The following is a 23,658-nucleotide window of genomic DNA, read 5'->3' as shown; positions in this document are numbered from 1 at the left end:
TACAGCCATGGTATAAAATTATTTTTGGTAACCGCCAAGCTGTTGTTCAGCCATTTGAACCAAACGCTTTGTGATTTCTCCACCAACAGATCCGTTAGCGCGAGAAGTTGAATCTGGACCAAGTTGCACTCCGAACTCAGTAGCGATTTCATACTTCATCTGGTCGATAGCCTGAGCTACACCAGGTACTACAAGGTTGTTAGAGCTTCCTTGTCTGCTTTGTTGTTGAGCCATGTCAATCACCTCCTTTGTACAACTAGTTTGTGAAATACCGATTTTTATATACCAATATTTTTTGGTAAATAAGTCCAGAAAAGCGGAGACGAGCGTTTAGAAACGGAGATATTGGAACTCTTGAACTAGAACACGTCCTTTGTGTTCTGGTAAAAGAGTGAAATATCGCAGTTTCTGCCAGTCGCAGCTAGACAAGAAAAGCGGAAGTGGGCGATTAGACACTGCAGGCATCATAAAAACGTATTTCCGCGATTTCTGCGATATTTCCGCGTTATTTTTATTTTTCCCGCGATAATGAACAATATTTCCGCGAAAATCCAACTAATTCCGCGTAACAGAAAACAACTACTACATTGAAAGGACTTAACGAAAAAAAAGCAAGTAGCACTAGGCCACTTGCTTTTATCCAATAATAACTCGTTCTGTTGGGTAGTGGTATCTTTCACGAAGCACTGTTCCTCGAATAAGGAAGAGAAACGAAAGAATCCCAATTCTTCCGATAAACATCAAACACATGATGACAATTTTACCAAATGTACTTAATCCTGGTGTTACACCCATTGATAAACCAGTAGTACCAAATGCTGATGAGACTTCGAAAATAATCGCCACAATTGGAAATGGTTCTGAGAATGAGAGCATAATAATTCCACAGCTCCACACGATAATGGCTACGGTGAAGACGACAAATGCTTTGTGAATGTCCTCATGATGCAATTCTCGTCCAAAAACTTTGATCGATGTCCCGCCTTTTGCGAAGAAGAAAATAGCAAGTAGTACAATTGCAAATGTTGTTGTTCGTACTCCCCCTCCAACACTGCTTGGGGAAGCACCAATAAACATTAATGCAGACAATAGTAGCTGTGTAGGCTCCTGGAATTGATTCACATCCATCGTTGAGAGTCCTCCACTACGAGTTGTTACCGACTGAAACATGGCATAGAAAAACGATTCATGCCAGCTTTTGTCCGCAAAGAAGGTTGTCGCTTCAAAAGCCCAAATCAGGATAGCACCTGATACAACTAACACAAAGAACGTCATTGTCGTTAGTTTTGTAAATAAAGAAAATTTGTAGCGATAACTATTTTGTCTAGAAAACAAAAAGTTTTTCACTTCAATTAAAACTGGAAACCCTATTGCTCCAGTCACAATCAATAAGATATGAATAAATTGCACGAAATAGTCTTGAGCGAACGGCTGAAGCGAGCTACCTGTTATATCAAAACCACCATTTGTCGTTGCACTAACAGAGGCAAAGAACCCCTGTAAATAGGCTTCCTGCCAGGTTTCAAAGAAGCGAAGGTAATACGTACCGAGAACAAGAGCACCGATCACTTCTATAATGAATATCAAGCCAAGAATTTGTTTCATCAGTTGCACTAAGCCTGCGAGGGTTGATTGATTTTGATCTGTCATAATCAACTGTCTTTCTTTCAACCCAATCTTCTTGCCCATCACAAGCCACACAAATGTACCGAGCGTCATAATTCCAATTCCACCAATTTGGAGGACTGCAGCGAGGATGAAAATGCCTGGAACGCTGAACGTATCCGCAATAGATACAACAGAAAGACCCGTTACACTTACCGCACTAACGGCTGTAAATAGCGCATCAATAAAAGAAAGCTCCACACCAGGTTGATGGGCAATCGGTAAACTAATTAAGAAAGTGGAAACCGTTACCGCTATTAAATAAAACAAAACGATTAACTGAACAGACGTTAATCGGATTCGTCGAAATCGAGATCTTAACAAAGCATCCACAGCCTTTTCATATAATACAAACTTTTGAGAGAGCTCCTAACCATTTGTTCTATCATTTAAAGTTAGGAGTTGAACTCATATGAAGGGTTAGATAATTACATTCCCTATCTTAACCCATATACGCTTTCTGTCAATCTCTTTCCTATATCCTCCATTATTGAGAATCTTCTTACCTTCTATTCCTTATTCCCTTATCCGAACTAAAAAACCTCACAAAAATAAGAAGCTGTCAGTGACAGCTTCTTATTTTTGTTCCTTTTCTATCCATGTTGTAATAGTTTGGACAGTTTCATCGATTTGTTGTTCGGATGTAAGTGATCCAGGATTATCTCCTTTTTGTTCACCGTACATACCATAGTTCGCATGATTTCCGCCTTCAATTACATGAATGACGGCTTGAGAAGATAGCAAGCTTTCTTTTTCCTTTTGGTCAGATAAGGTAGCTACTCCATCATCCTCCCCGTATATTGTTAACGTAGGCATCTCTAAGTTAGACATGTCTTCAATCGGATAAGCAGCGAGAAAAAACAACCCCTGTATGCGATCGGGATGTTCGATTGCAAATGAGGAAGCCACAGCACCGCCTAGTGAATGACCACCAATGTACCAATGATCGATCGAGCTATACCGATCAATAATACTCGTAGCTTCGTCCCCATCCAGAATAGCAAGGTTTAACGTTAGTCGCGGGATGACAACAAAATAACCTTTCTCAGCAAGCTGGTGCGCCAGGTACGCATAGGCTTCTTCTTCTACTTTGCCGCCTTGATAAAAGATAACCCCTTTATCTGCGTCTGTTGATCCAAAAGTTAATTCATTCTCATTGGATTTTTCTATATAAGCTAGCGCTTCTTTCGTTGGTTCATATGCAGAGCGCGCCCAGAAAAAGAAAGCGATTGAAAGGACCACTACTAACAGTAAAACAATAAGGCTGATTCGTTTTATCACTTTTTTCATATGAGATCCCCCTTATATGTGCATAATCACATATATCATACGATAGATCTCATACTTCGACAAGAGACACCTAAAACGAGCGCTGCTTGCCTTGACTTAGAAGTGAATTAATTTCACACTGATACAGTTTTGCTTCTTTCGGACCTACCGCTTCACCCACTTTTGCTTGAAGTTTTGCAAGACGTTCCATTTCTTCTTCCGTTAAGTAAATAGGTGATGGACTCATAATCCCTTTTACCTTTGACCCGTCTGCTTCATTTTTCACAGCATATATTTGAATATTTTCATTTTGAATCGCACTGTTATTTTGATCAATAATTTGATCTGTTTTTTGATCCACGTATCGCTTTAGAAAAGCACTGCTCCCAAATCCTGTGAGCAGTGCTAAGTATAACAAATACTGAGCTGAAGCTGTTTCGATAAACAAAAGCGTTGTTAAAATACCGCCAATGGCTCCTACAAACGGCTCTTTAATAGACCCTAGACTGTAGTAAACTGTTTGATTTTCGTAATTGATTATTTTACGAAAACGCTGGAATTCACCTGAGATAAGAATGTTCCCAACTCCTCCTACTGCGCCAGCGAACGTAATAAAGAGAAGATAAGTCCAGAAATGATCATTTAAATGACTCAGGATGTCCAACGCCTACAAATACCTTCGATGTAATTTCTTTCCGTCATATGAAAAAAGAACTTCTTTATCTTCCACTTTTGTTTCCATATGAACCGGACGCCCCCAAAGCTGATAAATATAAGGAATAACCCGCTCTAGATATTGAAGATCAAGTTCTGTGTCTTCAAAAGAATGGTGAAGATACATTTCGCCAGCTTTCAGATAGTTTCCGTCATTGACAGTTAAATAAGGAAAACCGCCATTTACTCGCATTGTCACTAGTTGATCGCGAATATGCTCCCATTCTTTATCTACAATTTTATAATCCCGCCCCTTTTTCTGAAATAAATATAAATCTTCTTTGTGGACGAGGTCTTTCGTTAAATAATTTCGAATGAATGAAATATCAGCTTCTACTTCACGGACCTCAAACATCTTTTCTCGCCCTTTCCCAGGCTCGAATCCCCGCTGTCTCATCTCATCCGTTGGATTATCGTAGACTTCTTCAATATGCTCGAAAATTTTAAGCCCCAGGTAGTAAGGATTAATACGTGTGCGTGAAGGCTGCACCACATTAGCATTTAAAGAAGCAAATTCGATTGCTTCATCCGTCGTTAAATCCATTTCGCGCAGAATACGCTGATGCCAGTAACTCGCCCAGCCCTCATTCATAATCTTTGTTTCAAGCTGTGGCCAGAAATAAAGCATTTCTTCTCGCATCATGGTCAAAATATCGCGTTGCCAGTCTTCTAGCTCCGTGCTATATTCCTGAATGAAAAGAAGAAGGTCTTTTTCTGGTTGTGGAGGGAATTTCTTCTTTTTCTTTGGAGTTGGCTCGTCCGTAGAATCATCCTTATCGATTGACCATAAATCATTGTATGGTGAATCATGTTTCACTGGAATTGGTGTATCGTCTTGATAATTATAAGTTAGTCTAGGGCGCATGATAGAAGGATCTATATGTTCTTGGATCGAGAGGACGGCATCCAGGAAGTTTTCTACTTCGTCTTTCCCATAATGATGTTCATAATAAGCAACACGCTCAGCAGTGGCTGTCATACTTTCCACCATGTCTCTTCGTGTATTTGAGAAACGAACATTATTCTTAAAAAAGTCACAGTGCGCCAATACATGAGCAATAATAAGCTTATTTTGAATGAGGCTATTTGTATCTAATAAAAAGGCATAGCAAGGATCTGAATTAATAACAAGCTCATAGATTTTACTTAGTCCTAGATCGTATTGCAGCTTCATTTTGTGAAACTGTTTTCCAAAACTCCAATGAGAGAACCGCGTTGGCATTCCATATGCTCCGAATGTGTAAATAATATCTGCTGGACATATCTCATAACGCATTGGGTAATAATCAAGTCCGAACCCTTTTGCGATCTCCGTAATCTCTTCTATGGCATAAAAGATTTCTTTCTCTGTAGACATGTCATTCCCTCCTAATGTATTGCTTACTAATATGTATGACCGGACAAGTAGGTTCATGATTAGGGGGAGGAAAATCGTTATGGAAAAATAGCTGAATAAGTTTTCAGATAGTATTGAAAATTGTTTGAATAAGCGTATAATCAAGGTTAAAATTTCTAAGGATGTGGTGGAATGAAAGCTCTTGAAAAGGCAAGTCGCTTTGCGGGAAATACATTTGCAATATGGGTACTTCTTTTTGCAGTATTAGGGTTTCTTTACCCTGAAGGATTTACGTGGATTACTTCTTACATAACCATACTACTAGGCATTATTATGTTTGGGATGGGGATGACCCTCTCTACCAATGATTTTAAAGAAATCGTGAAGCAGCCAAAAAGTGTTGCCATTGGGGTGGCAGCACAATTTATCATTATGCCATTACTCGCATACGCTCTAGCGGTTGTATTTCGGTTACCAGCTGAAGTTGCTGTTGGTGTCATCCTAGTCGGCTGCTGTCCTGGCGGAACAGCTTCCAATGTGATCACTTATCTTTCTAAAGGAAATACAGCTTTATCCGTAGCCATTACAGCTGTCTCAACACTACTTGCTCCTTTATTAACGCCTGCACTCGTCTTATTATTTGCGAGTCAGTGGCTACCGGTATCAGCTGGAGATCTATTCTTATCCATTTTCCAAATGGTTGTCATACCAATCACTCTTGGCGTTATTGTAAAGCTTATTTTCAAAGAAAAAGTTGCGGAAAGTGTAAAAGCGTTACCCCTTGTTTCGGTCATTTCTATCGTCGCTATTGTGGCTGCAGTCGTAGGCGCAAGCAAGGACCGCATCGCAGAGACAGGACTGTTGATCTTCTCAATTGTTATTCTTCATAACTTGCTCGGCCTAATGATTGGCTATTTTCTCGCAAAATTATTTCGACTTAATGAACGCGATCAACGAGCTATCTCTATTGAAGTTGGGATGCAAAATTCTGGTCTTGGAGCAGCACTCGCAGCAGCTCATTTCAATCCAATCGCCGCCGTACCGAGTGCCATCTTCAGTGTATGGCATAATATATCCGGTCCTATTCTTGCTACCATCTGGAGTAAAAGGAAGCCGGCTACTAAAGAACAAAACGTTTTATCAAAAAGAAGCGCATAGCAAAAAGGCAGGTCTCTCAAATGGAGACCTGCCTTCTTCTTTAGCTATACATTTTCTCTTCTTCATGAGATCGTGCACTTTCAACATGGAGTGTTTGCGTAGGGAATGCAAAGGAAACTTGCTCTTCCTCCATTATTTTCATAATTTTAAAGTTCACGTCTTGCTTCACATTTAAAAAATCACCCCATGTTGTCGTATTTGTAAAGAAATAAAGAAAAACATCAAGGCTACTATGATTAAACTCATCAAAAGAAACAAAGATCGTTTCAGGATGGATTTCATCATGATCTCGAAGCATCTTCTCAATACGAGTAATACACGTTTCAAGTCTTTCTGAAGGCGTATTGTACGTGACACCAACGTGAAACGTAATCTGACGTTTCCCCATTTTAGACCAGTTTGTAATATTTTCATTAGCTAGTCTCGCATTTGGAACGGTAACAAGCGCTTGAGCAAACGTACGGATTTTTGTACTTCTAAACGTAATGTCTTCAACGACCCCTTCAACACTAGGCGTTTTAATCCATTCCCCAATTGAGAATGGCTTTTCTGTAATAATCACAATGCCACCAAAGAAGTTCTCAATCGTTTCTTTTGCTGCAAGAGCAAAGGCTAATCCTCCTAGTCCAAGTCCTGTAATAAACCCATTCACATCATAACCAAATTCTCCAGCAATGACGCTGAACGTCATGGCAACAATTAAGAGACGGAGGGTTTTTGATAGAAATGGAATTAGAAGCTGATCAATCTTTAAATTATATTTCGTGTTCATCGTTTGGAAAAACAATGAAGAAGCTGAGGATAAGTTATACAGCCCCCAAGCCGCTAAGAAAATTAACGATGAACTCATAATGTCTCCAAAGAGTTCATTATGATGATCAAGAAAAGAAACATATCGAACAGAAATATTTATTCCTATAATCACAAATAGCATTCGTAGCGGTCTTTCAAATGCTAAAAAAAGATGTGTAAAAAATTCATTAGAAGATTTTCTGCTTAATTTAAGAACGAGATTATAAATATACTTCGCGAAAATTTTCCTCATTAATAGAAAAAGAAGGAAGATTCCAATGGCAATTCCAAGTTGAATCCAGGTATCATCAATACGTAACAAATCCATTACGCAATTTCCCCTTTACAAAAATAGGTTATAAAGATATACATTCGTTTTCATTTTCTTCTATTTGTCAGTTATCTAAAATTATACTGCTTTTTTTTGATTTACTTTTACTGAAAACATCCCATTGGGAAATGACAATGCCAGTAAGAACGAGAAAAACGCCAAACCATTGAAACATTTGAACGGCTTCATGGAGAAAGATAGCCGACAGAAACACTGCTGCAGGGAGCTCTGAAGAACTAAGAATTGTTCCAACACTCGAACCAACTTTCGGTACACCTATTGCCATAAAAAGAACAGGGAATATATTGCCGAGAAGCGCTAAGAATAAACCAAACAGCGTCCATTCTAACGATAGCCCACCATGTAGAAGAGATCCTGGAGAAAATGTCATTAACACAAGAACTCCTGCGACGGTCACCATGAAAAAGCTTTTCTGTATTGCAGGAACTTCCGCTGAAGTTTTGTCCATAATAAAAATGTATATGGCAAAGCAAATTGCTGATAAAAGCCCTAACATGATTCCGGTTGGATCATAAGCGATCTTCTCACTTCCAATAATTCCACTCGCTAGAATCGTTCCGATAAGAAGAATACTAACGGAAAAAAGCGTTTTTACATCTGGCCATTTTTTTTGATATAAGGAATCAATGACAATACCAATCCATGTAAATTGGAACAAAAGCAGAACAGCAATGGAAGCTGGAAGCTTTGAGACAGCAAGTGTATAAAATATGGAAACACACCCGATCATAGCTCCGCCAAGCAACAAAAATTTAGCTCCTTTAAAACTTGGCTTTTGTTTAAAAATTAGAAGTAGAACAAGTAAGATCAACCACCCAAAGACAAACTGTCCTGCTAAAAGTTCTCCTACAGAAAATCCTCTTGTAATCCCAATTTTCGTAATGGTTGATAGTGATCCCAGACTGCATCCAGCAGCTAATACAAGCAATACATACTTCCACATTTATAAATCCCTCTTCATACCATTTTTCTAACCATCAACTTCAGAAAAGAGCTTAATACTGTGTGTAAACAATAAAAAAATCGCCCCCTGTCGATTTAATCAACTGAGGGCGATGAAAATGAGAGATCCGTCTCTCAGAAAAATCGCCGTCCAGCCATCTTTGGGCTGGTTTTAGTATACAATGTACAGCATAAGTGCTAGTTCACAAAACGTCAAAGGAAACATATTCTTTCAAACTTGATAAAATTAATCACTCTTTTTAATAAGCTTGATAAAGACCAGTTGTAATGAAGTAGCCAACTAACACACCCAAAAACACTGAAATCGATATGTAAGACCATTTTGATTTGAATTCGTACCCAATTCCATCTACTGTTTCATAAATCCAACTGTATTGGACATACCCGAGTATAACAAATAGCATTACACCAAATCCTAGATTTGTCACAGTTCACTCCCCCTTATGTGTCAACTGTTTATCCTCGGTGTTTCCTAAAATCGTCTTCTAAAAAGAACAAAGGAACGAACAACAAGACATAGATAACCAACAAGTGATCACTTTATCGAGCAGAGAATGCCAAATCGTTCATCATTTCTTTACTCATAGGACCAATCACTTTCTTCATGATTATACCATTTTTGTCAATCACATAAGTAGTAGGAATTGTAATGGTCGCGAATGTTTCCATTAATTGTCCCTCTGTGTCTAACAAAATAGGAAAAGTAAGATTATTTTTCCTTGCAAAATCTTTTACAACCTGTGAGGATGACTCATTCGTTGTAAGATTAACCGCAAAGATTTCCGCATCAAGCTCTTTCCCATCTTCCTCATAAAACTGCTGCATATCAGGCATTTCTTCTTTACATGGAGGACACCAGGTGGTCCAGAAATTAATAAAGGTAACCTTTCCTTTGGAATCTGAAAGGCTCACTTCTTTCCCTTCAAGCGAATATAATGTGAAATCAGGTGCACGATTTCCTTCTTCAATTCCTATTTCATGCGCATTAGACGTTACTTCAGAAGCTTGCATTTGAGCTGGATGGCTCACTTCTTTCTCTTGATATGAAGAATAGAGACTATATGCTAGAAAACCGAGAACAAAAACGATTCCTATTCTTAGACGTTTCATTTGCTCCTCCTTTTTTCAAACAAACGTAAAAGCAATCATCTCTATCCATTCATGCAAATAGAACTAAAAGCAAATAACAGAAATGAGAAGATCTATTATTCACTATTTCTCCAGCTTGCAAGTTATATACACTCTCATTCATTTTGATTGACCACAACATGAATTGTATCCGACAATATAAAATGTTTGAGGCAAAATTGAACTAGCGGCTTTTCACTAATAGTTGTACGGCTTCTTTTACGACATCTTCTGTGGACTCACCCTTATCAAGTTGTTCTCGAATGCACTCTTCAAGATTCGAACCAACAATTAATCCAATCGTACGGTCAATTGCCGTCCGACTCGCAGAAAGCTGAGTAATAACGTCTTTACAATCTTTTTCTTCTTCGATCATCCGGAGAACACCGCGAATTTGACCTTCCACTCTTTTTAAACGATTTTTCATTTCATTTGTATATTCCATGGTATGACTCCCTTTCATGTTCATTTAATTTATTATATATAAGAATATTCTGTCATAATTATATTAATTTCTTGCTACTTCTCTTCATATATTGTAAAATAAATCGTAATTTAAGGATAGGAAAAAGGTTTAGATCATTATAAGGAGGCAGTGCCTTTTGGATTTATCCGAAGATGATAAACGGTTATCTAAAATTTATCGAAAAATTGTTACCTCGAACGAATACAAAGCAGGTAAAATTCTCGAAAAACTAGATAGCGAAACGAAAGACAAAGTATTTCATCTCATTCGTAAGAATAAAGCTGATTACGAACATCAATTGAATAAACAACAACTTCACCAATAGTAGAAAAACCGGTTTGCTAACCGGTTTTTTTTCATGTTTTTAGTTAAATAAGAAAACCAGGACGAACATTGTCCTGGTTTTCTTTCACCACTATCCTATTATTCCAACCGGTCATTCACTTTACTCATCACAGATTTTCTAAGATCAGCCAATTTGCTCTGACTGTGTTCTAGATTATCACCGTTCACTCCAAAATAAAACTTCACCTTTGGCTCGGTTCCTGAAGGTCGCAGACAGAACCATGATCCATCTTCAAGTTTATACTTTAATACATTTGAAGTAGGCAAATCAATTTGTTCACTCTTATTTTGACCTAAATAAGTTCGTTTACTTATCTCATAGTCTTCTACGCTTTGAACAGTTAATCCAGCTGCTTCAGTAGGTGGATCTTCACGAAACTTTGCAAGTAAAGATACGATTTTTTCAGCGCCTTCTTTCCCTTTAAGTGTTAGTGATTCCAACCCTTCTTGATAATAGCCATATTGTTCGAATACCTCGAGAAGTCCTTCATAAAGTGTCATTCCTTTGGATTTGTAAAATCCAGCAACTTCTGCGGCCACAAGACACGCTTGAACAGCATCTTTATCTCGAACAAAGTCTCCAACAAGGTAACCATAGCTCTCTTCATATCCGAATAAGAAAGTATGCTCCCCAGTCGTTTCAAACTCTTTTATTTTCTCGCCAATGAACTTAAATCCAGTTAACGTATCATAGGAAGTCAGACCATTGTCTTCTGCAATCTTACGACCGATTTCAGAAGTGACAATTGTCTTTAGGACTGCGCCATTTTGTGGAAGTTCACCATTTTCTTTTTTCTGAGTAATAATATAATTCAACAGAAGAGCACCTGTTTGATTCCCAGTAAGAACAACATATTTACCTTCCTTGTTCTTTACAGCTATACCAACGCGATCAGCATCAGGGTCAGTAGCTAAAAGAATGTCAGCATCTTGCTGCTCGCCGTATTGAATAGCAAGTTCAAATGCTGCATGCTCTTCAGGATTTGGAGAAGAAACAGTAGAGAAGTTAGGATCTGGCATCTCCTGTTCCTTTACCACCGTCACATTGTTAAAACCATAAGCTTTTAATCCTTCTCTAACAGGGATATTAGCTGTTCCATGTAAAGGAGTGAAGACGATCTTTAACTGCTCACCCATTTCAGAAAGTAGTGATTGATTCACGCGAAGCGTTTTTAATTGCTCAACGTATTGACGATCAATCTCTGCGCCAATCATTTGAATGAGTCCTTTGTCTTTTAATTCTTGTTCTGAAGAAACGGTCACCTCTAACTCATTCTCTATGCCGTCTACATATGAAATCACTTCTGAAGCAGCTTTAGGAGGAAGTTGTCCTCCATCTTCGCCATATACTTTGTACCCATTATATTCTGGCGGATTATGACTAGCTGTGATAACGATTCCAGCACAGGCATTTAACGTTCGAACAGCAAAAGAAAGCTCTGGTGTAGGGCGTAGCTCTTCAAAGACATATGTTTGAATACCATGTGTCGCTAACGTCTTAGCGGCTTCCATGGCGAACTCAGGTGACTTGTGACGTGAATCGTATGCAATGGCTACTCCTCGTTTTTGATATTCCTCACCGTTTGCATCTATGTATTGCGCTAGGCCTTCAGACGCCTTACGTATCGTATATAAGTTCATACGATTAGTACCAGGACCGATTTCTCCACGCATCCCACCTGTTCCAAACTCAAGGTTTTTGTAAAAAGCATCTTCAAGTGCTTGATCCTGTCCACTAAGAGCTTCCAGATCCTTTTTTAATTCCTCATCAAGTGAAGTTGCTGATGTCCATCTCTTGTACGCGTTTTTCCAGTCCATTTTTTTCCTCCCGTTATGTATACTTCTTTATCACGTTTGTATCATTTCTAGAAAACCGACTGAAGTCCTTCCTTTAGGTCAGATTTTCTCTTATTCTTACTTAATCATAATACGAATTGTTTGATCAGCCAATGCTATTTAGGAAAAAGACACCATTTCCTAAAAAACGACAAAAAAAGCAAGCCGTTAAGGCTTACTTTTTATAATGAATTTCATATAAGTCTTTTCGACGATCTCGTAATTGACGAACCGTTCCAGACTGACGCTGCCTTCTTAGAATTTCAAGATCGACATCCCCTACAACGACAGTTTCAATATTTGGGTGACACTCTCCGGCAATGCCGTCTCTTGAAAAGGCAAAGTCAGATGGCGTGAAAATGCCGGATTGCGCATACTGCACATCCATATTCTCTACTTGAGAAAGGTTGCCAATTGTACCAGCAATCACTGTATAAATTTGATTTTCAACTGCTCTAGCCTGCGCGCAGTAACGAACACGTAAATACCCTTGACGATCATCTGTACAGAAAGGTGTGAAAAGAATATTTGCTCCTTTATCTGTTGCAATACGACCGAGCTCTGGAAATTCAATATCATAACATATTTGAATCGCGATTTTACCACAGTCTGTATCGAAAACCTCGATGCCATCAGAACCGTGAATACCCCACCAGCGACGCTCATTCGGTGTAACATGGATTTTGTACTGTTTTTCAATCGTTCCGTCTCTTCTAAACAAATAGGCAATATTGTAGATTTTTTCATCCTCTAATACAAAGTGAGAGCCACCAATAATGTTCACATTGTACTTAACTGCTAATTCAGTGAAAAGTTCAATGTAAGGCTCTGTATACTCTGTTAATTTACGCACGGCTTTACTTGGAATTTTCTCATCCATAAACGACATGAGCTGTGTTGTAAAGATCTCAGGGAAAACAGCGAAATCAGAACCAAAGTCAGCTGCCACATCTACATAATATTCAACCTGGTTTGCAAACTCCTCAAAGGAAGAAATCTTCTTCATAGCATATTGAATGGCGCAGATCCGAACAGGGAAAGAGGACCTAAAATGTCTTCTTGTCACTGCCTTATATTCAACGTTATTCCATTCCATTAACGTAGCGAATTGCTTTGATGCTTTATCGTCTGGTAGGTAGTTTGGATTGATTCTCATCACGTTAAAACCATTCATTAACTGGAACGTTAACACCGGATCATAAATATTTTGGAATTTTACTTCTTCCACATATTCAGATGCCTTCATTTCATCTGCATGTTTATGATAATTCGGAATTCGCCCGCCAATAATGATACTCTTAACATTTAATTCACGAGCAAGATCTTTACGTGCATCGTATAAGCGCTTGCCGATCTTCATTCTTCTATATTCAGGATGAACCATTACTTCAATTCCATAGAGGTTATAGCCGTCGGGATTATGATTTGTTATGTACCCCTCATCCGTAATATCGTCCCATGTGTGCTGATCATCATATTCATCAAAGTTAACCATTAGGCTTGAACATGAACCAATAATTTCGCCCTCCAGCTCGACACAAAACTGACCTTCTGGAAAAATATCGAGGTGACTTTCCAGGTGTTCTCGTTTCCAGGGATCCATTCCCGGAAAGCACTTTTTTTGTAGGGCTAGAATTTCCTCGATATCTTCGTGACGAATTTGTCTGATCTCAATCTTCTTTTCGAATTTCGATACGTCTAATTCTGACATCTGTTTTCCCTCCACTTTAGATCTATTTTACTATATACCCTATTTACGTTAGTTTGTACCTTGATTTTATCATATGTAAAAAGAGAGGAGACTGACGTAGTCAGTCTCCCTGGCTTTACGCCTTTGGAGCTCCATTTTGAGAAATGCTGGATAGTGCTGGACCTGCTTCTTGTTGATCAGGTGTTTTCGTTGCAAAATCCCCAAGTGAGACCATGCCAACAACCTGATTGTTTTCTACGACAGGTAAGCGGCGAATTTGATTTTGAGCCATTAAAGCTGCCGCTTCATCTGCACTCATGTTCGAAGTGGCTGAAACAATGTTATTAGACATACATTGACTCACCTGACAGTTAGCATTTCCTCCAGTTGCAGTGGCCCGAGTCGTGATATCACGATCCGTAACCATCCCACAAAGCTGACCGTTTTTCATAACTGGTAATGAGCCAATATTGTGTTGGTTCATTAACGCGGCTGCTTCTTGAATGGACTGCTCTGGTGTGACTGACACAATGTTCTTAGACATGAGATTTTGCAGATTGTTTTGCACAAGCATTCCTCCCAGGTTGTATGATCATTGAGCTTGGAAAGGCACTGCCTTCCACCGTTATAGTGTAAGCTCAATTCAAATTTATTATTTTTCCTTTTTATGTGAGATCAGATTATTTTCAGTATGGAAGCTAATATTCTTTCCGTCACTTGTTGCTATAATTGTTCCGATTTGATCCGTTCTAAGAATGGAAATATCATTCCCACGCAACCTTTGAAGGACATCATTATCCGGAAAATGATACCGGTTATCTTTTCCGACTGAAATCACCGCAGTTTCAGGACTCACAGCTTTTATAAACGCTTCAGTAGTCGCAGAGTTTGCTCCGTGATGACCGATTTTCAATACGTCAGATACTAGATGCTTCTTTTTCAATCCATCGAGCATTTGCTTTTCCACTTCTACACCGGCATCCCCCATAAATAAAAAACGATTATCCCCATGTTTAAGACGAAGCACTGCACTATAGTCGTTAAAATCCTCGTATTCAGCATTTTCAGAAGGTGAAATCACCTGTACACTCACACGACGCCCAAGTTTTATCTTCACGCCTTCGTGCGCCATCGTCACAGGAATGTCTTTTTTCTTCAATTCCTTGAGTAAAGATTTATAATGAGTAGTTGGATAAGATACATCTGGCATCAGCACCCGTTCCACTTCAAAACCTTTTATCACCTCATCCATGCCACCGATATGATCGTGATGAGGGTGAGTAGCTACGAGATAATCCAATTGCTTAACTCCTAGCTCTTTTAAATAATTGGTTACCATTCCCCCATCACCATTATCGCCTGCGTCCACTAACATTGTTTCTTCTCCAAATGTAATGAAAATACTATCAGCCTGTCCAACATCCAGAAAGTGAACTTCAACCAAATTGGTTTCTGCAGTCACGAGATACGGCATTTGTAATAGGATAAGATGGGAGAAAAAAAGAGCGATTAAAAACTTCATCATCGTTCCTCCTATTTTTTCTTCCCATTAGTATGCTCTTTCCTTTCTTAACTAAAAGCATAATGATGCTGCTAATCCGTTACTTTTCATACAAAAAGAAAAAACTCCCCATTTCAGGGAAGTTTTATGAACGAACTTCTTCTTCTTCTTTTCGAAAGAAACTTTTCATGGCATGGTAAACATCTTTTTTCTCTTTTAAAATATAATGCCTAAATTTAGGGTCATGGATATTCTTGTAAGCGCTCATTAGTGTAGAGTGTCTGTTATAAGCATTTACTTCTCCATATCCGAACATATTGGATACCTTCATGATTTGATTCACCAGTTTAACGCATCTTGTGTTATCAGACGTTAAATTATCACCATCTGAGAAGTGGAATGGATAGATGTTATAGCGAGATGGAGAATACTTTTCATCAATTAATTCAAGTGCTTTTCGATAAGCGGATGAACAAATCGTTCCACCGCTTTCTCCTTTTGAAAAAAAATCGTCTTCTGTGACGACTTTTGCTTCTGTATGATGAGCGATAAACTCGATCTCTACTGTTTCGTATTTTGATCTAAGAAAACGAGACATCCAGAAGAAAAAGCTTCTAGCCATATATTTTTCCCATTTTCCCATCGAGCCACTTGTATCCATCATCGCCAAAACAACTGCTTTTGACTCACGCTTAATTTCTTCATTCCATGTTTTAAAACGTAGGTCATCTTGATAGATCGGTGCAATTGCTGGTTTACCGCTAATGGCATTTCGCTTATACGCAGTTAATATGGTACGTTTTTTATCAATATTACCCATTAGACCAGTTTTTCGAATATCATTAAATTCTACTTTTTTCTGGACAACATCTGCTGTTTCTTTTTCACGTAAATTCGGCAATTCAAGTTCTTTAAATAGGATATCCTGAAGTTCTACAAGCGACACTTCCGCTTCGTAGTAATCTTCTCCAGGTTGATCACCGGCTCCTTCACCCTTACCTGCTCCTGGCTGTTTTTCGCCGGATCCATCACGTGCTACTACGTCTCCCACCTGGCTATCGCCTTCGCCCTGCCCAACGTGCTTTGATTTATCATAGTTGTATCGAATTTTATATTCATCAAGTGATCGAATTGGTATTTTAATGACATCTCGACCGTTGGAAAGAATAATGTTCTCTTCACTGATGAGATCCGGGAGATTGTTTTGGATAGCATCCTGAACTTTTTCGGCATGGCGTTGTTGATCCTGATAGCCTTTTCGGTGGAGGGACCAATTCTCCTGAGAGACGACGAAATTGTTGGAATTCTTGTCTTTCATGCCTTATTCCCCTCCTTAAAAAAAATAAAATTTCTATCGGAAATTTATTCAATGATCGATGATCGCTCATGATGAGTGTTCAAAAGCAGCATCCTTATATGGACATCCCCTGGCTGCGTTGAATAGTATACTTTATCCTATGCAAATACAAGCGATAATTGACAATTAATTCTGACAAATTAACGTTTTATCAAACTTCTTATTGAATTTGGACAAAATATGGACACTTCCTCCCCTCTTTTACTATTCCTACGATTATTCCAAAAAAAATAACCCCCGGTTGGGAGTTATTTTTCATCGGCTTTCTCTTCATGTTGAACCGGGTCTGGACGACGACCCTTTTTCTTAAGTTCATCATTTGTCTCTAGTTCTTCCATCTCTTTACCAAGTGCCTGCATTTCCTTTTCATCCATAGCCATTGAGCTATTGTCTGGTTTATCTTTTCGGTCTGTCATCATGCATCACCTCATTAATCTACGTACCCGGATCTCATGATGATTAACCTATTTGCACCTCACTTCTCGAACGTGAAGTCGAATTCTTCAAGTGGCCAATAACGAAGGTTTACTTCTCCAACTACTTGATCCATTGGTACAAAGCCAATATGCCGACTATCATAACTATGTCTCCGATTATCACCCATTAAAAATAAAGAGTTCTCTGGAACCTTCATTTTGCCTGTTTTATCTTCAAGATTGAAGTTTTCCGTTAAATTACCGTTAAATATCTCATCTTTGTACCGTTCAAGATAAGGTTCACTCATCTTCTCGCCGTTTACAAACAGATGATCATTTTTGTATTCGATTGTATCCCCCGGGAGACCAATCACTCTCTTAATATAATCTTCTTGTTCGTTCGCATGAAATACGACAAGATCAAACCGCTCAGGCTCAGATACTTCGTAACCAATTTTATTAATTATTAAACGATTCCCGTCTTGAATCGTTGGCATCATCGATTCGCCGTGTACCACATAATTCGTGATGAGAAATTCACGAATAACAATCGCCAGGACGACAGCTATTGAAAAAGCCTTTATCCACTCCCAAAGCGGATTGCGTTCCTTCTCCATCTCAAACCTCTTTTCAATACGTCTTTACGTCTAATCTATCACTCCTAATTAGCTGGCACAAGCGCACCCGCCTCAGTAAGCGATTACATAAAGAGTGTTCGGCACATTCATACATTCCAAAAAGCATACCCCCCTTTTGAGGTATGCTTTTTGAAAATTATCGGTTTAGGAGACTTCCAACATAACGGAGCAGTTCGTTAGCTGAAATCGAATTGTAGCCATGTTCATCAATAAGACGAGCAATAACCTCATTGATTTTTTTGAGTTGATTCTCATTTGGTGTTTTAGATGAAGTTGTAATTTTCACGACATCTTTTAAGTCTGCAAACAATTTCTTCTGAATCGCTTCTCTTAAACGCTCATGGGAATTGTAATCAAATTTCTTACCTTTCCTAGCATAAGCAGAGATTCGAATTAAGATCTCTTCACGGAATGCTTTTTTCGCATTTTCAGAAATTCCAATTTGCTCTTCAATTGAACGCATGAGTTTGTCATCTGGACTCATTTCTTCACCAGTCAGTGGATCACGTAACTTATTTTTATTACAGTATGCTTCTACGTTATCAAGATAGTTATCCATCAACGTCTTCGCACTTTCTTCATAGGAGTACACAAAAGCTTTCTGCACTTCTTTCTTCGCGATCTCATCATATTCTTTTCTGGCAATGGAAATGAAATTCATATAACGCTCTTTGTCTTCTTTCGAAATTGATGCATGTTGATCTAGTCCATCCTTCAATGAGCGTAATACATCTAATGCATTAATGGACGGTACTTCTTTTCTTATAATGGTGGAAGAAATCCGGTTAATGACATACCGTGGATCAATTCCGCTCATCCCTTCATCTGAATGCTCTTTATGAAGCTCATCTACATCTACCTGATTAAACCCTTCCACGATTTCTCCATCATAGAGTCGCATCTTCTTAACAAGATCTACTCCTTGACGATTCGTATCTTTTAACCTCGTCAAGATAGAGAAAATGGCAGCCACTCTAAGAGCATGTGGGGCAATATGAACATCTGCCACATCGCTTTCACGAATCATCTTCTCGTAAATGCGTTCTTCCTGGCTAACTTTCAAGTTATAGGGAACCGGCATAACAATAATACGAGAGTGGAGTGCCTCATTCTTTTTGTTTGAAATAAATGAGCGGTACTCCGCTTCATTCGTGTGAGCTACAACTAATTCATCCGCCGAAATTAAAGCAAAGCGACCAGCTTTAAAATTTCCTTCTTGTGTAAGTGACAGCAAATGCCATAGAAACTTCTCATCACATTTCAACATTTCCTGGAACTCCATCATACCGCGATTTGCTTTATTTAACTCGCCATCAAACCGATATGCTCGTGGATCAGACTCCGATCCAAACTCAGCAATGGTTGAAAAGTCGATGCTACCTGTTAAATCTGCAATATCCTGAGACTTAGGATCGGAAGGACTAAAGGTACCAATACCTGTCCGCTTATCTTCATTAAAGAAAATACGTTCAATCATGACATCTTCAATTCGGCCGCCATACTCCTGCTCAAGACGCATAACGTTAAGAGGAGAGAGGCTTCCTTCGATCCGAATTCCATATTCCTCATGGAACTCATCTCTTAAATGATGTGGAATCAAATGAAGGGGATCTTCATGCATTGGACACCCTTTAATCGCATATACGGCACCTGAATCTTCATGTGAATATTTTTCTAAACCTCTTTTCAATACAGTAACTAGCGTTGATTTACCACCACTAACTGGCCCCATCAATAAGAGAATTCGTTTCCGAACATCCAACCGTTTGGCAGCTGGATGAAAATATTCTTCTACAAGACGTTCGATCGCTTCCTCGAGACCGTAGAGTTCTTCGGAGAAAAAAGAATAACTACGCTTCCCATCAACTTCATCGATCCCGGCATCTTTTATCATATTATAAACACGTGAATGAGCTGACTGCGCTACTTCAGGTCGTTCCCGGATAATGTCTAAATACTCGCTGAAGGTTCCTTCCCACTTCAGCCGCCTTTCATCTTCTCGATGCTGCTGGATTTTACGTAAGATATCCATTACGAGCCCCCTCCAAGTTTGATTCATCGGATTTAATACATGTTATGCGGGGATGTCCTATAACATTCGGCTTTCTTTTTGAACGTAAAGACACGGATAAGGGCTAAATAAGTTCACGTAAAGGAGAGATCACAAGGACTTTATAAAACAAACAAAAAGAGCCGGCTCGGCCGGCTCTCACTCTTACGTATGATAGACAACAGTAAACTCACTAAGTTCATTACCAGTTGCGGGTGATTTCTCTTTCGATTCACGTTTTTCTTTGTGAGCATTCTTGAAGGAATCGGAATGTACCCAGTTCTGATAAGCCTCTTCATTCTCCCACTTCGTAAACACAATTAACTTTCCATTCTCAGCAGATTGTTCCAGGAACATAAATTCTAAACAACCTTCTACATTCTTCATACTCTCTGCGCTCTTACCAAAACGTTGTTTCATCATGTCCTTCGCTTCATCTGGCACCTTTAATTCATTCATGACAACATACATAATTAAAAAGCCTCCTTTATCTTTCTATCTCTATCCTATCGAATAACCGTATTTTTTTCCAATTCAAACCACTCACAACTCCAACAATTCCCCTCAAAACATTCACACCTCACCTCACATGGTTTATAATGAGAGGTAGATTTGGACACAATTTTACCTGAGGAGGATGAGACCATGAGTTTCCTGGGTATTTTAGTAGTAATCCTGGCATTCCTAGCAGCAATCTTCACCGCCGGCTACAACGACCGACCAAGCAAAACCAAAAAAGGTAGTCGGTAAAACGAAAAGCGGAAGTGGGCGGTTAAATCCGCAGGATGTTGGAGCCCTTTCGAATGAGACGCTTTTTGTCTCAATCGAAAGGGCGAAACAGCCGGAGGATTTGCCCACTGCAGCTGGATCTACGAAAAGCGAAGACGAGCGTTTAGAAACGGAGATATTGGAACTCTTGAACTAGAACACGCACTTTGTGTTCTGGTGAAAGAGTGAAATATCGCAGTTTCTGCGAGTCGCAGCTAGACAAGAAAAGCGAAGACGAGCGTTTAGAAACGGAGATATTGGAACTCTTGATCTGAATAACGCTTTGATCGTCTATCAAAAAAAGAACGACTTACAGCTCTTTGCTGAAAAGTCGTTCTTTTTTATTTCATTCCAGGGTAATTTTGCTGTCTCAACGCTTCATAAACCATAATGGCAGCTGTATTAGATAGGTTAAGAGCGCGAACGTGATCAGTCATCGGTAGACGAAGACAACGTTCTTTATTATTCTCAATCAATTCATCTGGCAAGCCATTTGTTTCTCTTCCAAAAACAAAATACGTATTCTCGTCTTGATTAGAGTAATCAAAATCAGTATGTGTATTTGTACCATATTTCGTTATATAGTAATATTTCCCATCCTGATTCTTTTCAAAAAACTCATCTAGAGAATCATAATAATGAACATCAGCATATTGCCAGTAATCCAATCCTGCACGTTTCAACATTTTATCATCAGTTGAAAAGCCCAATGGACGAATTAAATGTAAACTTGTATGAGTAGCTGCACATGTTCGTGCGATATTCCCCGTATTCGCCGGTATTTCTGGCTGAAAAAGGACGATATTTAAAGACATCTTCATTCACCTCCACTTCAAAACATTTCTATTATAGCATGTTTTTAAATGGAGATGGAATTCACTAATCTTCAATATGAAAAAACTTATACTTGATCTCAGGTGTCCATGCCGTAGAATCTTCATAAGCCCAATAGCGCATTCTGCTATTTGTCGTATGAGCATTTACAAGAGGATACCCCTTCTCATCATTATCAACAACGAAAGTAGTATGTTGCCAATGACCATCTCCATCGAAGTCATAGCATATAATATCTCCTGGAATCAAATCATCAGGATTTGCTACTTCACGTGCGCGTAGACCAGTCTTCGAGCCGCTTAAATGCCAGCGAAGAGCATGGGCCACTGTCCAAGAATAACTCCAATTACTCCCTTTCATCCACCATCCTTTTGTGCGATCAGGATAACCACGCATTGGAGCCTTTCCCGCATGAAGACATTGTGAAATATAGTTCGTACAATCAACATCAAATGATTGATATGCCGGGTTATAATCGTCCCACCAGCGTTCAGCATACTTAAGAGCAGATAAGCGATCATAGTATGAACCTTTCATACCAATGCGATCGTCTCCTTCACTCTCTATTGTTTGAGGACGCTCTCCTTCAACTTCCACAGAACAATCTAGAACAAGATCACCTTCATTCATCTTCGCGAATCTCTTTTCCATTCGTTCTTCTTGATAAAGTTTCTTCCCTTGCTTGATCAAGAACTGTTGATGGAGAAGGTAATCATACATTTGCTCCTTTGAAAAACCTTTCTTGCTAAGAAGGATCCCTTTGTTTTTTATTCGAATAACAGTGGCTCCTCTATCCTCGCATTGTTGCAGGTACCGGGCCGCTGCTTCTTCTTCTGTTGTAGGACGAATGCCTAACCTAGCTAATTCCGTACCATTTATTAAACTGGTTGCTTGATCTTTCCAAAAAGATTTCAACTCTTCTCCCCACCCCATATGCGTCCCCCCTCATCGCAATTTATGATAAGGGAAACTCACACATGACATGGAATCAAGAATGAACAGCTGCTTCAGGTGAAGAATGATTTATTTTTTTTAGGAGTTTATCAAACCAACCGACAAGGAAACCGAGTAGGAGGACTTCAACAAACGTACCTGCACCAATGGGACCACCAAGAAGAAAGGCTAAAACAAATGCAAGAGCTTCCGTTATTGTCTTTGTAACACCGATAGTCCATCCGGTTCGTTCAGTAAGTGCAAGCATTAATTCATCATTTGGAATAGATGCCAATGAAGCAAATAAATACACAGCTATCCCGAGTCCCATAATGACTAATCCAACAAGAAACAACATCCATCTGGGAACGATTCCATTTACGTCAATAAAAGTTAATATTTTTAAATTCAATAAGTCTACAAACAGTCCTAGTAAAATAATCGGGATAAAACCAGCCAGATTAGGTTTCCTCATCATAATGAGACTGTTAATGAAAATCAAAATACCGCCTACTATAAACACCCATGATCCTACTGTAAATCCAATTTGGTCTGACAGGGCGACATATAAAGCATCCCAAGGAGCAATTCCAACATCAGCATTGATTAACAATACTACTCCAAAGGCAAGGGTAAATAATCCTGCTACGTAAATAAGGCTTTTCGACAAAAAGCTGTTCATCATTTCCACTCCTCTTAAGAAGACTCTGAATACAATCCATTTACTTGTTGCATTCATTACTTTTTATTTGAATTTTTCATCTGTCATTTAACCGCATTTGCTATTTTACAAGAAAGCAGACGCTTTTTGTAGCATTATGCCTAAAACGAAAAATCCAAAAAAGCCTGTTTGCCACGGATAAATCGTAGCAAACAGGCTTCAAATCTTGTTATGGCAACATTGCATGCATCGCATGCTGTTGTTCAAGAGATAATAAATATTCTTTCTTCGTGACGCCACCACCGTATCCAACGAGAGCACCATTGCTTCCAATTACTCTGTGACACGGTACAATAATGGGAATCGGGTTTCGATTATTAGCTGAACCAATTGCTCGAACAGCTTTTGGGGCGGAAATACCGACGGCAACATCTCTGTAGGAACGCGTTTCCCCATATGGAATTTCCGAGAGGTTTTTCCATACTTTCTGCTGAAAAATCGTTCCTATTGGATCAAGCTCAAGATCAAAAACCTTTCTTTTTCCACTGAAGTATTCCTCCAATTGCATGACAATTGGTTCAATCATATCAGAATTGAAAACAAGGTCCGCATTTACATGATGTTTCTTGTACCATGTTTCAGCAGCAGGCAGCACATCCTTCTGGCAACCAAAATCGAGCCTACTAACTCCTTTCGAACTAGCAAACAACGTTAATGGACCAATCGGTGATTGAAACTCCCCATAATAAATCACTTGTTTCTCCATTCTATCCCTTCTTTATTGTA

At 39.0% G+C, this 23,658-nt stretch carries 25 protein-coding genes; 2 read left to right on the top strand and 23 right to left on the bottom strand.

Translation table 11 applies throughout. The features are described from left to right. Positions 1-18: 18 nt before the first annotated feature. The 5 genes from LCL91_RS17200 to LCL91_RS17180 all read right to left on the bottom strand — a co-directional run bounded on the left by LCL91_RS17200 (position 19) and on the right by LCL91_RS17180 (position 5,005). Entirely contained in the window at positions 19-234 is a 216-nt protein-coding gene (locus LCL91_RS17200) for an alpha/beta-type small acid-soluble spore protein (protein ID WP_048313244.1), read from the bottom strand. Positions 235-636: 402 nt separating this feature from the next. Further along, on the bottom strand, positions 637-1,989 hold the full coding sequence (locus LCL91_RS17195; RefSeq protein WP_224884101.1) for a TrkH family potassium uptake protein: 1,353 nt from the start codon (positions 1,987-1,989) through the stop codon (positions 637-639). A gap of 252 nt (positions 1,990-2,241) precedes the next feature. Beyond that, positions 2,242-2,955, bottom strand: a complete 714-nt coding sequence (locus LCL91_RS17190; RefSeq protein WP_224884099.1) for an alpha/beta hydrolase — start codon at positions 2,953-2,955, stop codon at positions 2,242-2,244. A 70-nt stretch (positions 2,956-3,025) separates the two neighbouring features. Beyond that, positions 3,026-3,598 (bottom strand): hypothetical protein, encoded by a 573-nt coding sequence (locus LCL91_RS17185; RefSeq protein ID WP_224884097.1) that lies wholly within the window; start codon positions 3,596-3,598, stop codon positions 3,026-3,028. A gap of 3 nt (positions 3,599-3,601) precedes the next feature. Beyond that, the gene (locus LCL91_RS17180; RefSeq protein WP_224884094.1) at positions 3,602-5,005 is read right to left on the bottom strand and encodes a SpoVR family protein; all 1,404 of its coding nucleotides are present in this window, start codon (positions 5,003-5,005) and stop codon (positions 3,602-3,604) included. A gap of 171 nt (positions 5,006-5,176) precedes the next feature. Here LCL91_RS17180 and LCL91_RS17175 point away from each other — a divergent pair, with 171 nt between their 5' ends. Continuing rightward, positions 5,177-6,142: a bile acid:sodium symporter family protein gene (locus LCL91_RS17175; RefSeq protein ID WP_224884092.1), complete on the top strand. Its 966-nt coding sequence runs from the start codon at positions 5,177-5,179 to the stop codon at positions 6,140-6,142. A 40-nt stretch (positions 6,143-6,182) separates the two neighbouring features. Here LCL91_RS17175 and LCL91_RS17170 read toward each other — a convergent pair whose 3' ends face one another. From LCL91_RS17170 to LCL91_RS17150, 5 genes are all read right to left on the bottom strand, one after another. Further along, positions 6,183-7,262, bottom strand: a complete 1,080-nt coding sequence (locus tag LCL91_RS17170; RefSeq protein ID WP_224884090.1) for a mechanosensitive ion channel family protein — start codon at positions 7,260-7,262, stop codon at positions 6,183-6,185. Between the two features lie 67 nt (positions 7,263-7,329). Next, positions 7,330-8,229 carry an EamA family transporter gene (locus LCL91_RS17165; RefSeq protein WP_224884088.1) on the bottom strand — a complete coding sequence of 300 codons (900 nt, stop codon included), beginning with the start codon at positions 8,227-8,229 and terminating at the stop codon, positions 7,330-7,332. Positions 8,230-8,488: 259 nt separating this feature from the next. Next, positions 8,489-8,677: a hypothetical protein gene (locus LCL91_RS17160; RefSeq protein WP_224884085.1), complete on the bottom strand. Its 189-nt coding sequence runs from the start codon at positions 8,675-8,677 to the stop codon at positions 8,489-8,491. A gap of 112 nt (positions 8,678-8,789) precedes the next feature. Then, on the bottom strand, positions 8,790-9,359 hold the full coding sequence (locus LCL91_RS17155; protein ID WP_224884083.1) for a redoxin domain-containing protein: 570 nt from the start codon (positions 9,357-9,359) through the stop codon (positions 8,790-8,792). Positions 9,360-9,561: 202 nt separating this feature from the next. Then, on the bottom strand, positions 9,562-9,822 hold the full coding sequence (locus tag LCL91_RS17150) for a metal-sensitive transcriptional regulator (RefSeq protein WP_098446390.1): 261 nt from the start codon (positions 9,820-9,822) through the stop codon (positions 9,562-9,564). A gap of 157 nt (positions 9,823-9,979) precedes the next feature. On the opposite strand from LCL91_RS17150, the gene LCL91_RS17145 reads away from it, so the two are divergent. Further along, a complete protein-coding gene (locus LCL91_RS17145) occupies positions 9,980-10,168 on the top strand; it encodes a hypothetical protein (RefSeq protein WP_098446389.1) in 189 nt (62 codons plus the stop codon). A gap of 98 nt (positions 10,169-10,266) precedes the next feature. On the opposite strand, the gene LCL91_RS17140 is transcribed toward LCL91_RS17145, so the two are convergent. From LCL91_RS17140 to LCL91_RS17080, 13 genes are all read right to left on the bottom strand, one after another. Next, positions 10,267-12,006, bottom strand: coding sequence for a phospho-sugar mutase (locus tag LCL91_RS17140; RefSeq protein ID WP_224884081.1), 1,740 nt, complete (start codon positions 12,004-12,006; stop codon positions 10,267-10,269). 193 nt (positions 12,007-12,199) lie between these two features. Beyond that, complete coding sequence (locus LCL91_RS17135) at positions 12,200-13,735, bottom strand: bifunctional GNAT family N-acetyltransferase/carbon-nitrogen hydrolase family protein (RefSeq protein ID WP_224884079.1); 1,536 nt, start codon at positions 13,733-13,735, stop codon at positions 12,200-12,202. A gap of 115 nt (positions 13,736-13,850) precedes the next feature. Then, positions 13,851-14,288: a CBS domain-containing protein gene (locus tag LCL91_RS17130; RefSeq protein ID WP_224598753.1), complete on the bottom strand. Its 438-nt coding sequence runs from the start codon at positions 14,286-14,288 to the stop codon at positions 13,851-13,853. A gap of 78 nt (positions 14,289-14,366) precedes the next feature. Next, entirely contained in the window at positions 14,367-15,236 is an 870-nt protein-coding gene (locus LCL91_RS17125) for a ComEC/Rec2 family competence protein (protein WP_224884077.1), read from the bottom strand. 124 nt (positions 15,237-15,360) lie between these two features. Next, positions 15,361-16,533, bottom strand: a complete 1,173-nt coding sequence (yhbH, locus tag LCL91_RS17120) for a sporulation protein YhbH (protein ID WP_224884075.1) — start codon at positions 16,531-16,533, stop codon at positions 15,361-15,363. Positions 16,534-16,820: 287 nt separating this feature from the next. Continuing rightward, the gene (locus LCL91_RS17115; protein ID WP_224884073.1) at positions 16,821-16,988 is read right to left on the bottom strand and encodes a hypothetical protein; all 168 of its coding nucleotides are present in this window, start codon (positions 16,986-16,988) and stop codon (positions 16,821-16,823) included. A 59-nt stretch (positions 16,989-17,047) separates the two neighbouring features. Next, the gene (gene lepB / locus LCL91_RS17110) at positions 17,048-17,605 is read right to left on the bottom strand and encodes a signal peptidase I (protein WP_224884071.1); all 558 of its coding nucleotides are present in this window, start codon (positions 17,603-17,605) and stop codon (positions 17,048-17,050) included. A 157-nt stretch (positions 17,606-17,762) separates the two neighbouring features. Further along, complete coding sequence (locus LCL91_RS17105) at positions 17,763-19,658, bottom strand: PrkA family serine protein kinase (protein ID WP_224884070.1); 1,896 nt, start codon at positions 19,656-19,658, stop codon at positions 17,763-17,765. Between the two features lie 183 nt (positions 19,659-19,841). Further along, positions 19,842-20,147, bottom strand: a complete 306-nt coding sequence (locus LCL91_RS17100) for an antibiotic biosynthesis monooxygenase family protein (protein ID WP_098446377.1) — start codon at positions 20,145-20,147, stop codon at positions 19,842-19,844. 638 nt (positions 20,148-20,785) lie between these two features. Beyond that, on the bottom strand, positions 20,786-21,259 hold the full coding sequence (gene trmL / locus LCL91_RS17095; protein ID WP_224884068.1) for a tRNA (uridine(34)/cytosine(34)/5-carboxymethylaminomethyluridine(34)-2'-O)-methyltransferase TrmL: 474 nt from the start codon (positions 21,257-21,259) through the stop codon (positions 20,786-20,788). A 64-nt stretch (positions 21,260-21,323) separates the two neighbouring features. Next, positions 21,324-22,211 (bottom strand): amidase domain-containing protein, encoded by an 888-nt coding sequence (locus tag LCL91_RS17090; protein WP_224884065.1) that lies wholly within the window; start codon positions 22,209-22,211, stop codon positions 21,324-21,326. Between the two features lie 55 nt (positions 22,212-22,266). Further along, positions 22,267-22,893: a YczE/YyaS/YitT family protein gene (locus tag LCL91_RS17085; protein ID WP_224884063.1), complete on the bottom strand. Its 627-nt coding sequence runs from the start codon at positions 22,891-22,893 to the stop codon at positions 22,267-22,269. Between the two features lie 208 nt (positions 22,894-23,101). After that, positions 23,102-23,638, bottom strand: a complete 537-nt coding sequence (locus LCL91_RS17080) for a methylated-DNA--[protein]-cysteine S-methyltransferase (protein WP_255640076.1) — start codon at positions 23,636-23,638, stop codon at positions 23,102-23,104. Positions 23,639-23,658 lie beyond the last annotated feature (20 nt).

The sequence above is a fragment of the Guptibacillus hwajinpoensis genome, assembly GCF_020171785.1.
GTDB classification, from domain to species: Bacteria; Bacillota; Bacilli; order Bacillales; family Guptibacillaceae; genus Guptibacillus; species Guptibacillus sedimenti.
Note: the sequence above shows the minus strand (reverse complement) of the source record. Positions and strands in the feature narration are given on the sequence as shown.